Annotated in this window: 10 protein-coding genes; 5 read left to right on the top strand and 5 right to left on the bottom strand. The window is 66.2% G+C overall.

Annotated elements, in window-relative coordinates:
• Nucleotide 1 precedes the first annotated feature (1 nt).
• Nucleotides 2-2,056, bottom strand: coding sequence for a GxGYxYP domain-containing protein (locus tag F4554_RS01800; protein WP_179785746.1), 2,055 nt, complete (start codon nucleotides 2,054-2,056; stop codon nucleotides 2-4).
• Nucleotides 2,057-2,408: 352 nt separating this feature from the next.
• Here F4554_RS01800 and F4554_RS01795 point away from each other — a divergent pair, with 352 nt between their 5' ends.
• The 4 genes from F4554_RS01795 (at nucleotide 2,409) to F4554_RS01780 (ending at nucleotide 7,156) form a co-directional block, all read left to right on the top strand.
• Nucleotides 2,409-3,542, top strand: a complete 1,134-nt coding sequence (locus F4554_RS01795; RefSeq protein WP_179785745.1) for a glycosyltransferase — start codon at nucleotides 2,409-2,411, stop codon at nucleotides 3,540-3,542.
• A 96-nt stretch (nucleotides 3,543-3,638) separates the two neighbouring features.
• Nucleotides 3,639-4,928, top strand: a complete 1,290-nt coding sequence (locus F4554_RS01790; RefSeq protein WP_179785744.1) for an oligosaccharide flippase family protein — start codon at nucleotides 3,639-3,641, stop codon at nucleotides 4,926-4,928.
• Nucleotides 4,925-6,214, top strand: coding sequence for a hypothetical protein (locus F4554_RS01785; RefSeq protein ID WP_179785743.1), 1,290 nt, complete (start codon nucleotides 4,925-4,927; stop codon nucleotides 6,212-6,214). The genes F4554_RS01790 and F4554_RS01785 overlap by 4 nt, the downstream gene beginning before the upstream one ends.
• 66 nt (nucleotides 6,215-6,280) lie before the next feature.
• Nucleotides 6,281-7,156: a sulfotransferase gene (locus F4554_RS01780; protein WP_179785742.1), complete on the top strand. Its 876-nt coding sequence runs from the start codon at nucleotides 6,281-6,283 to the stop codon at nucleotides 7,154-7,156.
• Here the strand turns inward: F4554_RS01780 and F4554_RS01775 are convergent.
• Nucleotides 7,111-8,214, bottom strand: a complete 1,104-nt coding sequence (locus tag F4554_RS01775) for a glycosyltransferase family 4 protein (protein WP_179785741.1) — start codon at nucleotides 8,212-8,214, stop codon at nucleotides 7,111-7,113. The genes F4554_RS01780 and F4554_RS01775 overlap by 46 nt on opposite strands.
• A 270-nt stretch (nucleotides 8,215-8,484) precedes the next feature.
• Between F4554_RS01775 and F4554_RS01770 the strand changes: the two genes are divergently transcribed.
• A complete protein-coding gene (locus F4554_RS01770) occupies nucleotides 8,485-9,165 on the top strand; it encodes a class I SAM-dependent methyltransferase (protein ID WP_179785740.1) in 681 nt (226 codons plus the stop codon).
• 72 nt (nucleotides 9,166-9,237) lie between these two features.
• Here the strand turns inward: F4554_RS01770 and F4554_RS01765 are convergent, their stop codons facing one another.
• The 3 genes from F4554_RS01765 to F4554_RS01755 form a co-directional block, all read right to left on the bottom strand.
• Nucleotides 9,238-10,179, bottom strand: coding sequence for a glycosyltransferase family 4 protein (locus F4554_RS01765; protein WP_179785739.1), 942 nt, complete (start codon nucleotides 10,177-10,179; stop codon nucleotides 9,238-9,240).
• A 539-nt stretch (nucleotides 10,180-10,718) separates the two neighbouring features.
• Complete coding sequence (locus F4554_RS01760) at nucleotides 10,719-11,633, bottom strand: phosphorothioated DNA-binding restriction endonuclease (RefSeq protein WP_202889100.1); 915 nt, start codon at nucleotides 11,631-11,633, stop codon at nucleotides 10,719-10,721.
• 34 nt (nucleotides 11,634-11,667) lie between these two features.
• The gene (locus F4554_RS01755) at nucleotides 11,668-14,052 is read right to left on the bottom strand and encodes a GmrSD restriction endonuclease domain-containing protein (RefSeq protein ID WP_337796285.1); all 2,385 of its coding nucleotides are present in this window, start codon (nucleotides 14,050-14,052) and stop codon (nucleotides 11,668-11,670) included.
• Nucleotides 14,053-14,066: the final 14 nt, after the last annotated feature.

Genomic DNA, 14,066 nt, shown 5'->3' with positions numbered 1-14,066 from the left:
GTTAGTCGAGGGTCCGCTTCAGCAGGTCGAAGAACACGTCGCCGCGTACGATCTCGAAGCGGTCGTCGAGGGATTCGGCGAGCTTCACCACCTCGGTCGGCGTCCAGTTCCAGGCCTGGATGGCGCCTGCCACGAAGCGGGGTGCGTCACCGTCCCAGTCGGCGACGTGGTCGTACAGCCCCTTGTGGTAGTCGGCGACGTCGGCGAACCGCGCGAAGTCACCGACCACCGGGATGCCGCCGGGCGTGGTGATCTGGTTGCCACGTTCCCAGCCGAGGACGATGCCGAGGGCAGGCGTGTTGTCGTGGTAGGAGGCGCCCACTCGCTCGTCGGGCGGAGCGGGCGGGCCGTCGACGATGTTGAAGCAGGAGATGACGTTCAGCCCGGTGGCGCGCATGTAGCGGCCGGTCATCTTCGTGAAGTAGTCCAGCTTGTCCGCCGGCCACAGCGAGGGGTAGGTGTAGCCCGCGCCGGACGGGCCGGCGATCAGCAGGTCGTTGCGGGTCGCCGTCCGCTGGTAGTACGCGTAGATCGCCGGGCCGACGTCGGCCAGCAGCGGGTCGATCGTCCAGTTCGTGGGAACGGTTCCACGGTCGTCGTTGTCCCAGATGTCGCGCATCCGGTGCTGGCAGTACTGGATGTTGTCGCCCTCGCCGACGGTGAACGACAGGTAGATCTTCTTCTTCAGCCGTGGGGTGCTGCGCCGCGGCGGGGTGGGCCGGATCGTCGCGCGGGCACCGGAGAAGACCGTGCCGTTCTGGTAGAAGTCGGCGGCGAGCACCTCCAGGCCCTGCTCGGAGGCGATGCCGACCCCGCCGTGCTCACCGGCCACCGCGCCGTTGAACCAGCCGAGGTACGGCGTGGTCGGTTCCACCATGCCGAAAATCTCGGCCAGCAGGTCGCCCGAGGCGCCCTCGGGCGGCAGCCAGGCCACCATCGCCTTCGTACCGACGATGTAGTCGCGGAGGTTCGGGAACACCTCGACACGGGTCGGGGCCTGGTCGGTGGCGGTGACGAGGTACTGGTTCCACATGTCGACCTTGGCGGTCAGCGTGGTCGTACCCGCGGGCGGTGCGAAGTGGTAGATGAAGTACGACCCGCCGTCGCAGAAGCGGTGCCCGTCGGCGACCGCGGACCCGTCCGCGTCGAAGATGTAGGGCGTCTCCGCGTCGGTGGCGGTCTCGAAGTCGGCGATCTGCTTGCCGTCGGCGAGGATCGTGATGTGCTGCACCGACGGCCCCCAGCCGTCGTTGCCGAACGAGTCCTGGAAGCGCAGGTAAACGCCCTCACCACCCAGCACCGGTGACAGGTCGAGTTCGTAGACCTTGCGGTTGGAGTTGTCGCGCACCGGGTTGGTCTCGCGGGCGAGCTGGGTCCACTTCACGCCGGGCACCGCGGCCGTGCGGGTCGGCGGTACGCCGGTGAGGAGCCGGTGGGTGCACTGCGGCCACAGGTGCTCGACCTGCCAGCGGTAGGTCTCCAGCGGGTCATCGGTGAACCGGCCGCGCAGGTCCTCCACGATCGGCAGGTCGTACTTCTCGGCCTGTTCGGGGCTCGCGATGACGGCGTTCTTCAGCCCGGCCAAGGTGGTGGCGACGTTGATGCTGTCCGGGACGTCGCGGTCGTAGACGATGGCGCCGCTGATCTCCGACCGGTACGCCGCGACGAGGCTCATCGGGTCGTCATGTCGTGTCGTCGGCAGGCCGAGGGTGGCGAGCCAGGCGGCGTCACTGCTGTTGTCGACGAGGAAGTACACCCGGGGACGTACGCGGTTGACGACGCCCTGCAGCGTGTTGAGGAGCGCCTGGTCGTCGCCCGAAAGCTTCTGGACGGCGGCGACGTCGAGGTGCTTCGGCTGCGGGAAGGTCGGCAGCACCTGGTTGGCGGGCCAGACGAGGCTGGGGTTCTTCGCCGCCTCTCTCGCGGTCAGGGCGGCCGGCGCGGGCTGCATGCTGATCGGCGCGGCGCCGGCTGTGGCCGTACCCGCCCATTGGGTGAAGGCAGCGGCGCCGGCAAGGCCGCCGGACAGCGTGAGGAAGCGACGACGAGACACCATGGCTTGGCGATTCCCTCCGTAGACGGCTCGGGCCACCGGCGACTCGGCCCCGTCGCAACGTAAAGATCACGAAGCGTGGTGTCGAGCGCCCTGGCCTGACCTGGACGGCCGGTGTTCCGCACGTTCGCATGCGGACGCTGAGAAAGCTGTCATTCGCCTCCAGTGCTACCGCGACCGTGAAAACCTCCGATTGCTCTCGATCGCAGGCCAAAAAGCTGCCGTGGGATACAGCGGTTTCCGTCAGGCGTAAGGGTTATGTCAATCAGGTCGAAATGCTCCGCTGCCAGGTTCGCCAACCGCGCTCGTACACGACACCCACGGCAGCCGATCGCAACAGGGCAGGTCTGATGCGATGAGCCCGTCGAGAGTGCTGATCGACGCGTCAAACCTTCATCACGGCGGCGGACTTCAGGTGGCGACGTCGTTTCTCAGCGAGTTGGCTGCGCTTCGCGCCGACCCCGGCGAGGTCGCCGCCTGTCCGTGGCTGAGAGATGTCGACATCGAAGTGTCCCCTGCCGTGTCGGCGAACCTGGCCGACGCCGGCGTGGAGTTGCCGCTACGTGTGGTGCGCCCTCGCGGTCCCGCCCGCCTGTCCAGTTGGGTGCCGAACCGCTCTCGGGCCGAGGTGTCGTTCGTCGTACTCGGGCCGGAGTACTTCGCGGCCCGCGCGCGCCGCCGGATCGTGGGGTACGCCGACGTGACGTCCGTTTACCCCCGGCCGGCGGGCGTTCCTCCACACTCACGCGGGAGCAGGATCAAGTGGGCCGCACGTGGGATCGTCTCGCGGCGACTGCTGAAGCGCGCCGATCGGGTCGTTGTGGAGACCGAGGCCTTCGCCGACGCCACGCGCAGGCGCATTCCTGCCTTGTCGGCGCCTGTCGACGTGGTGCCGAACTGTGTCAACCGGACGCTGCTCGAGCAGTGTCCGGTGCCACGCAGCACCACGGGCGTTCGAACCCGACTGCTGTATGTCGCCCGGGCCTACGCACACAAGAACCACGAACTGCTGGGCCAGGTGGGCGAGGAGCTCACCCGGCGCGGTCAGGATGTCGAGTTCGCCGTGACCCTGAGCGAGGAGGAGTGGAAGGCGCGGACCCTCAGGTTCCGGTGCCACTGCGTCAACCTGGGCCCGCTGCCCGTCTCGGGACTGGCGAAGGCGTACGCCCAAGCTGATGCCGTGGTGTTCCCCAGTCTGCTCGAGGCGTTCTCGGCCGCGCCGGTCGAGGGAGTCGCGGCCGGCAGGGTGGTGTTCGCCTCGGACCGCGACTTCGTTCGTACGACGTGCGGCGACGCGGTGGTCTACGCCGATCCCCTCGACCCCGACGACTGGGCGGACCGGATCGAGGAATGGTTGCGCAGTCCCGAGGCGGTGGAGGCGACGATCCGTGAGGCGGCGCAGGCCATGCTCGACTCCATGTCCGGCCCAGGCGAGCGGGCTCGCGAATACGTGCGGATCATCGACGAGGAGTTCCGTCGTGCCCGATGATCGCCTTCTCGTCGTGAACAACGCACCCGCTTACGACACGATCCACTGCAGGCACGTCTTCGTCGACGCCGAACCGAACGACGCTCGTGGTCGTTCGTGCTCTCCAACGGGCCCGGACGCGTGAAACTCACCAGACTGACCAGGTCCTCCGCCGCCCGTGCGGTGGTCGGCACGGGCGCGGTCAACATGCTGTCGATGCTCCTCGGGATCGTGAGTGGCGTCATCACCGCCCGGGGGCTCGGTCCCGAGGACCGTGGGGTGCTCATATCCCTTCTGGTGTGGTCCGCCACAGTGGGATCACTGTCACTGACCGGCATCGACGAGGCGGTGATCTTCCACGCGGGTGGTTCGTCGAGTCGTGCGTGGGCACTCAGGTCGGCGGTGGCGCGCGATGCCGCCGTACAGAGTGCTCTCGGGTGCTTGGTGCTGCTGGGGTCCGCCTGCTACATCGTGCGGCCCCACGACGTGGCCACCTGGTTGTCGGTCGTCGCGACGACGGCAGTCGTTCCGCTGAACACGTTCACCCTCCTCAGCATCGTCCCCCTGCGTGCCGGCCAGCGTATGAAGGCGTGGAACTCGGTGCGTCTCACGCAGCCGGTTGTCTATGCCTTCGGCGCTGCGGTGCTTTGGGCAGCCGGTCAGCTCACCATCCTGTCCGCGCTCGCCGCGAACCTGATCGGTGGACTTCTGCTGTCGCTGTTCCTTGTGGCGCTGGCCCGGCGCGGTGGTCGAGCCCCACTCGCGCCGGGCGAGCGGCGCGCGACGACCTACTTCGGGCGAAGACTCGTCCTCGCGACGCTGCCGCAGCGGATAGGTCCACGCCTGGACCAGTTGCTGCTTGGCCTGCTCTTCGCTCCGGCCGTCCTCGGCGTCTATTCGGTCGCGATCTCCATTGCGGCGGTCGTGCTCATGATCGGCACCAGCCTCGACCAGGTGCTCTTTCCACGGTTCAGCGCGGGGCACTTCTCCCGACCGGACCTGGCGAACGCCGTCGTGGCCGGCATGGGTGCCGGGCTCGCTGCATCCCTTGTCATAGCCGCCATGGCTCGCCCCATGATCGAACTCCTGTACGGCCGGGACTTTCTGGGGGCGGCGGAGCCACTGACGATCCTGCTTCTCGCAGCGGTCGTGCGAATCGGAGCGAACTGCCTCGGCGCGGCCCTGAAGGCGTCGGGCACGCTGCGCGCGTATGCCTGGGCGCAGATTGCCGGCGTTCTCACCCTCGCAGGCGTCTTCCCCCTGGCTGTCGGCCTCGGGGGAGTCGGAGCGGCCATCGCGTCTCTGGCAGGAGCGTTGGTCACGTTCCTGGTGTCGTGGGGCGCGGTCGCGACGATCCAGAGCACCGGTCCAGCCCTCCGTGTACCCGTAGAGACGGACTACGTATGAGCTTCTCGCTGTCAACAGCGCTGCTGGTCGATTCCGCCGTGGTCGCCGCGTGCGCCGCGGGCTTCTTCAGGAATCGCCATCGCCGGCATTCCCATCCGGCATTCATCTATCTGATCTTCCATGTAATGCTCTTCACCTTTCGCGGTTGGGCCATCCGTCAGGGCAGCCCCACATTCTCGGAGCTGAGCGAAGCCGAGGTCGTACGTGCGTTGCTCGCAGCGGACGTCTTCTTGTTGTCGGCCACCTTCGGATGGCTGATGCCGACGCCTGCGAAGTGGAGCGAAACACCTACATCGCCTCGCGAACTCCGACCGGCGGTCGTCACCGGCGTCGCTGTGTTCCTGATGCCGATCGGCCTTTACTTCCTGGCCACCCGCACGTACACCTCGGGCAGCGGAACGGAGAGCGTTGCGCTCTCGACGTCATACGAAATTTTCGCGGTGACCTGGCCGGGGCTGCTTCTGCTGGGTCTCGTGTACGTCAAGGGGTTTCGCTGGTACCTGCTCTGCCCGCTGGCGATGTACCTGTGCTTCATGGGGCTGCAAAGTCAGGACAGGTTCCGGGTCATTCTGCCGTTGATTCTGCTCGGTCAGATCTGGCTGGATCGCAAGGGACGCAGGTGGCCGACCAAACTGATTGTCGCCGGGATGGTGGCGGTGTTCCCGGTGTTCGTCGCCATGGACGCCATCGGCGCCTCCTACCGCACGGGTTCCCTCACACCACAGGTCGTCAGTCAGGAGGTGGGCCGCGGGATCGGGGAGAGCTTCAGCGGTGGATCGAACGATCAGCTTGGGCTGGATGCGCTGGGTGTGGTGATGGCGCAGAGCGACCGTTACGGCGTGCCTCTTTACGGTGAAGGCTATGTGAACGTGCTGTTCCTGCCCATCCCGCGGCCGCTGTGGCCCGACAAGCCGGTGCTGAACGAGGCAGTCGTGAAGCTCTCGACGTCGGATCGCCCGCTCAGTGCACAGGGCGCCGTCCTCACCATGCCGGGCAGTCTCTACGTCGACTTCCGCTGGGTGGGGCTCACCCTGGTCGCCTTCCTCCTGGCGCGGGCGGGTCTTTGGGTGTACTGCCGTGCCTACGCCCACGGGATGGGGTCGGCTTTCCACTTCGCCTACCTGCTTGTCGCGGCGTCGCTGATCCAGATCTATCGCGACAGCCTCACATCGTTGGTCACCTTCCTGTTGGTGAACAGTGCCCCCCTGGTGGTGATCCTCGTGGTGAACATGTTGCACAAGCCTCAACGCCGGGTCCTCGTTGCTGAGGCACAGGTCAAAGGCTGAGAGAAGAAGGCGCGAACCATGATGTGGAAAGAAGCTGTACGTCGTACCTACAACGCCGGCCTGGCCATGGGCGAGTCCGTACTGCGTCCGGCCGCGTTGTCCGACGTGCTCTTCCTGGTCGGGTCCGGACGCAGCGGCACGACTGCCCTGATGGAGGCGTTGATCGCGGGACTGGGTGCACAACCCATCTTCGAACCGCTCCACCCCAGGATGTCGCCTGTCGCCAATCCGATCGTCCCAGTGCACGGGTATCCAAGGATCTCGCCCACCGAGGATGCTCCGGCCATGCGTGCCCTGATGGGTGGACTGTTCGAGGGCCGGCACCTGTCGAAATGGACCACAGCGCAGACTTCTTTTCGTGATCTGCGACAGACCAAACGCCTGGTGGTCAAGGAGGTGCGCGCCGCCCGGATGCTCGGCTGGGTCGAGAATCAGTTTCCCGACGTCGCCGTGCGATACATGGTGCGGCACCCTGCGGCCGTGGTTTCGTCCATGCTGAAGGCCGACTGGGGTTCATGGCCATGGGCGCATGTGGTTCCACCCGCCGCGGCAGCACTGGGTGTGGATGCCGACGACGTGGCTCCCCGGTCCAGCCCGCCCAGTCGATGGTTGACCTTGTTGTGGATCGCCGACAATGCCCTCGCAACTCGTGAACTGGCCGACGAGACGCTGAGAACCACCGTCTACTACGAAGAACTCGTGACCGAACCCGAGCGGGCACTGGCGGCCGCGGCCGCGGCGTACCCCCACTTCGATCTCGGCCGTGCCGTCCGGAGCCTGGACAGGCCGAGCCAGATGGCGAGCCCCGAGTACGGTCACAAGAAGCGCGACCACCGGATCCCGGCGCCGGAGCGACGAGACATGAGCAGCATGCTCCGCGATTTCGGGGTCGACATCTACGCGATGGAGGAACCCCTTCCGACGCGTCGTCTCGGTCTGTGAGGAGACGCGGCGGACCCGCCGGGCAGGCGTCGGTCGATCCGGCTCACAAGCGTCGCTGCCCACCGGTCGGGGGTGAACCTTCGTGCCAGCAATGCGCTGTTGTCACCCATGCGCCGACGTTCGACGTCTGGCAGACAGTGCATCCTGAGCATCGCCTCGCACAGGCTCTGGGCAGAGCCTGGCTCGACCAGGTAGCCGTTCCAGTGGTCCTCGACAAGGGCGGCTGCGGCACCACACGCTGGTGTGCAGATGACCGGCAGGCCCGCCGCGCAGGCTTCATGGATGACCACACCCCAGGGCTCGAACGTACTGGGCATGACGAATGCACCTGAGCCCTGGACTATGTCCGGCAGGTTCGACGGTTGGACGAAACCGAGGTGGCGCACTCCCGGCATCTGCTCGAAGACCTTCTGCATGGGTCCCGTACCGCAAACGGTGAGATCCCAGGGATCGGGTACGAGGGAGGAGTATCTGCGGAACGCCTCCGCGAGCACCCCCACACCTTTGTAGTCATGGAGGCGACCAACGTAGAGGAATTCCCGGCGTGAAGCTGAGACCTGTCCTGGACGCGCGGCAAACGCGTGGTAATCACCGGAAAGGCCCCCACGCCAGATGTCGTCTTCGCGGAAACCCAGCAGCCGCGCGAAGTGTGCCTGCCGTTCGCCCGGCACAAGGGCCACGTCGTAGGCCGGCCCCAAGTACCACCGGCTGACGATGACGCCGGCGCGTTGTTTGGCCGTCCCCAGCCACTGGTTGTCCATATAGAGAATCCGCAGCGCACGTGATCTTCTGGCGAGCCGCCGGTAGGCGGACGTGGACCAGCCGCACACGATCAACGCGTCCGGATCGATGTCGTCGTGGATCGCACCCACATCGAGATCGTCGGTGAATGTGTAGTAGCTGGCTTTCCCGGGACGGGCCTCCGAAGCACTGAAGGGCGCGTCGGTGGCGGATGGAAACGCCACGACGTGCAACTCCACCTCGGGCTGCTCTGCCAGGCACTCGAGCGTGGCCTTCATGTAGCCGGTCAGCTGGTTCCACAAGACGAGTACTCGCATGTAAAGCCCTTCCCCACCGAGATCTCTGTCGCGGTGAGCGCCTTGAAGGAGCCACGGCGGACGCACGTTCTCCGCGCCGATGTGGGCAGTCCGAACCGAAGTGCGCGGGTCGATCGCGGGCGGACGCCTACCCAGGTGACGAACTGCGGAAACGCCCTGTTTGCGACATGCCGGACTTGGGAACGAGTGCAACTACGGTCTGCCCTGGGTCGGCATCGCGACGGCAGGTGGATCGGCCGATGAGAAGGCGCTACAGGCCAGAGGTCGAGAATGAGAGTGAACATAGGATGTGGGTCGTCACCCACTCCCGGCTGGAAGAACTTCGACAACTCCCTCAGCCTGCGGCTCGCCAAAGTACCTTTGCTGGCGCGCCTGCTCGTGGCGACCGGCCTCACCGACAAGCACCAGAACGAGTTCGTCGAATTCTGCAAGAAGGCTCACATAGAGTATGCCGACGCGACCCGCAGAATACCGCTACCGGACGGCTCGGTCGAGGTGCTGTACACATCACATATGCTCGAACACCTCGAGCCCTGGGAAGCGCGCACGTTCCTCACAGAGGCCCGACGTGTTCTGCAGGCTGACGGAATCATTCGGATAGCGGTTCCGGACCTGGGCCTCATCGTCCAGCAGTATCTGTCCCGGTGTGATGCCGACTCCTTTGTGGAGCAGACCGTCCTGGCGTCCTCGAATCCGAGGACGCTCCAGCAGAGACTTCGTTACTTGGTGGCCGGCAACCGGCATCATCTGTGGATGTACGACGGCCGCTCACTCTGCCGACTTCTTCTGGAGTGCGGCTTTGCCGACGCCCAGGTGGTCCCGGCGGGGGAGACCAGAATTCCCGGCCCCGGCAGCTTGGATCTGACGGAAAGAGCAGCGGAAAGTACCTACGTCGAGGCGCTCAACTCCTCGGCTTGGCAACACGCGGTGGCGGCAGTTCCGGCGAGGTAGCACCGGCGATGGCGCCTCCCGCGTTCACCCTTGCGGATGCACCAAGCGACACCGCACTTCGTGCACGAACCCTCAGGCGTGGGACGCCAGTACCTTCACTACGGCTGCGAACGTGGTCTCAGCGTAGGTCTGCCACGTGAAAGCCTCGGCACGCCGCCGGGCAGCGCGCCCCATGCCCGAACGCCTGACGGGATCATCGGCCAGTTGGCGAAGCCGGTCGGCGAGTACGTCCGGACGGCGCTCAGGCACTACGAACCCTTCGACCCCGTCGGTGACCAGGTCGGCCGCCCCCGAGGCAGGCGTCACGATCACCGGCAGCCCGTGCCCCATCGCCTCCAGCACACTCAGGCTCATGCCCTCGAACAAACTGGGCAACACGAACACGTCGGCTGATCGGAAATAGCCGGAAACCTGCGAGCGGGGTACGGCCGCACGGTGAACCCACCCGCGACCGTACCTCGAGAAGAGTCGCGCCTGCGCCGCCGTGCCACCGACCACGGAAAGGCCGGCACTTCCCGTGCGCAGACGCGCATGCGCATCGAGGAGATAGGAGAGACCCTTGCTCTGCGTGATCCGGCCAACGTAGAGAATCTCGAGTCTCTCGGACACCTCCTTCGGGTCGTTCGCGCACTCCGCGAGATGCGCCCCATAGGGCACGACGACGATCTTTCCGCTCGGAACCCCGTACTCCTCCAGAGTGTGCGCGGCAAATCGAGACGGCACCAGGACGAGGTCAGCCAGTTCGAACTCCTCGTCGAAGCGGGCCAGCCGCCCATGCGGCGGAAGGTCTGCCGTCATGCTCGGCGCCAGGTCCGGACAGCGCTCGATCTCCGCCTCGATCGTCGCGGTACGGAATCGCGGATGAACGCTTGGCATGTTGAGCACGCGCAGGGCCGGGCAGTCGTGCCGGAAGGCCTCGAGGGCCGCCCCGTGTGAGATGACCAGCGCGTCCGTTGGAGCTCGTTCCAGCTCGCGGCCGGCTCGTCGACCCAGTTCGCCGGATCGACGATCCATGAACCACTGACGGGCTCGCCCCAGCCGGCCGGGTGCGATCGTCCCGAGGACCTCCTGGACAGGAGCGAACGAGCGAGCCACGTGTGGCTCGACACCCGGTGGCAGGCTCCGCCGGCCCAGCACGGCGCGTACTCGGCTCGGAGCACGGACGAGATCCGGGGGCACGAATCCAGTGCCGTAGAAGGCAAGGTGCCGCCGCGCCGCGAGGTGAGACGCGAGACGAGTCAGCTCCGCCATGGCCTCGGTGACAACACCGATGCGGGGCCACTCCGATGATGTCTGGCTCATGCCAGTTGCGGGAGGGCCTGGCGGACACGACGGTCCTCCGGGTTGCGTGGCACCTTCACCACCGGATCAGATCTTCTCCTTCACAGGGATCCCGGCGCGCGGCCGAGAGTTACCGTACACCTACCGACGGTAGCGGCGGTTGGTTTCGCAGGACTGCTGTCGATGGTGTCGAGCCCGCGGGCGATGTGAGCATCGCAGCTGTCATTTCAGTTCACCAACGGGTCCGACTGCCCGGGGCTCGGAGTGGCAGGTCAGACGGTGAGGGGCTTGCCCTTGAAGACCTGCGTGGTATGCCAGGTCACGTGTGCGTGAGCAGGTGGAGCCGTTCCCGGCCGCCTCGCAAGTTCCCGCCCGTGCAGTTCGTAGACCTGTCTGCCTGTGCCCGTACGGGCTGTGAACATGGTCGACACCTGGATCGTCAGCTCGGCCGTGAGCCCGACGGCACCGAGGTCGAACAGCTTGTGGTGCAGCGTGCACAGCGCCAGCCCGTTGTCCAGCGAGTCGGGCCCGTCGAAGGCGAACCAGCGCACGTGCGCGGCATCGATGCCGACCGTGGCACCCCCGATCTGGCCGTCGAACCCGCAGAACGCACACTGCCGATCCCAGGCCTGCAGAACGGACGTTCTCCACACCTGGCTGCGTCGCCGCAGCGCGGCAGTCCCGCGACCAGTGTCGTCCGCTTCCCGCCACGCATGGAGGAGGTCCGGATCCAGCCCGACAGCCACGAGGACGTCGGGCGCGACCGTATCCGGGAACTGGCTGGTCACCAGCCTCCTCGCCGCCTCTTCCAGGAGAGCCGGGCGGGCACGCAGCAGATCCTCGAAGGACCGCTCCAACCGCCCCGTGACCTGGTGCTGCCGCAGCGGACCGATCTGGTCCATCGGGACGTCGCGGTCAAGCACCCAGATCCCGTCCGCTTGTAGGCGAGTGAAGGGGTAGGCCGCACCTTGCGCCGCGCCAGTGCGCCGCGGCGTACCGAACTCGGTGATCAGCTCCGCCAGCTTCTGCTCCGCCAGCGACCACGGAACTTCACTCGACCCGGTCGCCGCCATCTGCCCGAGGGCGAGGAGTACCAGCAGCGGCTTGTGTGGCGACCTCTTCCCCTTGATCTGGTGCTGGCGCAACGAACCGATCCGAGCCAGCAGGGCACTGGCCGCCTCGTCCACCTCGACCTCCCCCTCCTCCGAGAAACGCCAGGTCTCAGTGTTCGGCTACGAGGCCGGTGAGGTCGTCGCTGTTGAGCCGCTTGCCGGGATCGGCTTTGCCTGCAGTGAACGGGACGCCTTCCGCTCGCAACATCTCCACGGGATCGCGGTGGTCGCCGGGGTCTGCCCACCTGAACGCCTCGGCCACTTGGCCGTCGTGGGTCAGGACTCGGTGCGCATTGGCACACTGCGGGCAGGTGGTGATGTGGTTGCCCAGCGGCTGCGGCGCCGTTCCCACAGCGTCGGCCAGGTCGCCGTATGCCGTCCAGTTGCCTTCGGGCAACGCCTCGAGGATCGCGTGCAGGCGAGACCAGTCGAAGGCCGGACGGGCCTTGTCCTGCTCCGGCTTCGCGCCGCGATAGACAGCTCGTACGTCTGCGAGCTTGCGCCCGTCATCGAGTCGCCAGAACGTCCATCCGTTGGTCACCGCACCCTTGACATGCCTGCCGGCGCCGGATGGCGTCTGGAACACATTCCCGTCGACCTTGAGCGTCCCGTCCTCGCTGATCACTGCCTCCGTGGGCGCCCAGGACCCGGGACGGGGAAGCAGTCGGGTGCCCGGCGTCAAGAGTCCGGCGGCGACCAGATGCTTGATCTCCACCCATCCCTGGTCGGTGTCCGCTGCATGGACGACCTGACCGAGGTGCCCTTCGGGAACCGGCCACGTTTTCAGCAGCGCGTCGATGATGATGTGGGTACGGGCGTCGATAGTGTCCTCGTCCCACACCTCGGTGGCGTTCCGAAAGTGCCTGTTCATCAGGAAGACGTCGTACGTGGCCAGCTTCTCACGCTTGAGAGTCCAGGCGCTGTTGGAGATCGCGACGTTCAAGCCGTCCGTCACGAGCGTGAGGTTGCCGAGTCGGTGCACATGAGCGCCCCGGTTGATCTGGGCTTCCAGGCCTTCGACCTGCCAGTTCGTCTCCCACTTCTGCGGCAGCACGTGCTCGATCGGGTACCCGCGCCGTGGCACTGGCGGGTACTTGTAGACGTCGCGCAGTCGATCCTCGACCGCTTCGAGCAGCATCCGCAACCGGCTCCTAGGAAACCGCCGATAGGCGTTCTCGGTCAGCATCGCCGAGCGGATCTCTTCATCTCCCGGCCAGTAGGTGCTCGCGGATGCCAGGCGCGTGAGGTGCGTGCGTACCCGCAGAGGGAGTTCCGCGGCGGGGGCGGATCGATGCGTGCGGATCAGGTCCGCGACGATGCGGCCGAGGTCGGCTGACGGCAGCCGCAGCAGCTGTCGGCGAATCACCCAGCTCTCGGTGGCCGCGATCACTTCGTTCGCCGCGGCCGTGGGGATCGAACGCTCCGGGTCGTGCAGCCAGATCAGGATCGGCTTCAACAACTCGAGGCCGGTGGCTCCCATCCGGTAGACGGCCATCTCGGTCGGCGTCAGCGACCGGTCCGGTTCGGAGGCGGTAACCGTCCACCGTTGGTAGAGGTTTGCTTGTTGCTTGAGTAGAACAAGAACCTCACTCATCTTCTGACCACACTCGTGGTCCACGAAATGCTTGAACCGGGAGAAGGTCGACTTCGGGCTGATCTCTTCACCCACGCGGGAGACCAGCCACTGGTTGAGAAACAGAGAACTGCGAGAGACGTTGTACCGCCCGACACTGATCTCGGTTTCCCAGAACTTCGACTCGAAGGGCCAGTCCTCGGCATAGGCGCGACGAGTGTCGACACCTTCACTCTCCAGTCGCTGGAAGACGAAGTTCTTCACCAGGTCCGCGGCAGTCAGTGGAGTACCCCGGGCGTTCAGCGTCTCGAAGATCTCCTGGGAGTTCTCCTGCGCCTGCAGGTCGATGACCACCAGTTGCAGGCCTCTGGTCAACACCTGAACCAAGATCTCGGCACGGTATGCGTACGTCGGTTGGCTGGCGTCCTCGCCCAGCCAGTCGCCGACCATGCGCACGAAGAACCGGTGGGCGCGTGCCAGCAAGGATCCGGAGTGTTTGAGCGCGTCGTGATCGACCGGGGGTTCGGCGTTCATCACCTCGTCGAACGCGGCCCTGTCCCGGTTGCTGTGCCGCACCTTCAACCTCGTCGCACCGCCGGTCACGTACATCCCGAGGTTGTGGGTCAGCACCTCCAACTGGCCCGACAGGGCATCCAGCCCAGCCTCCTCCAGCACCGAGCCGGCGGCGTCCATCAACAGCTGCAGCGTCGTGAGCCGCTGCTGCCCGTCGATCACGTTGCGGGCTGGGAGGTTTCCGGTCTGGTTGTCCTGCGCCTGCACCACCACGGCGCCCAGAAAGTGGGTGGCCGAGGCGAAGGGTTCACTGATGCGGAGATCAGCGAGCCTGCGCACGTCCTGCCACAGTGGCAACCACTGCTCGGACTCGTCCCACACGTACGGGCGCTGGAACAGCGGAATCACCAGATGCTGGGGCA

Origin of the sequence: Actinopolymorpha rutila, from assembly GCF_013407855.1 — a bacterium.
GTDB lineage: Bacteria > Actinomycetota > Actinomycetes > Propionibacteriales > Actinopolymorphaceae > Actinopolymorpha > Actinopolymorpha rutila.
Note: the sequence above shows the minus strand (reverse complement) of the source record. Positions and strands in the feature narration are given on the sequence as shown.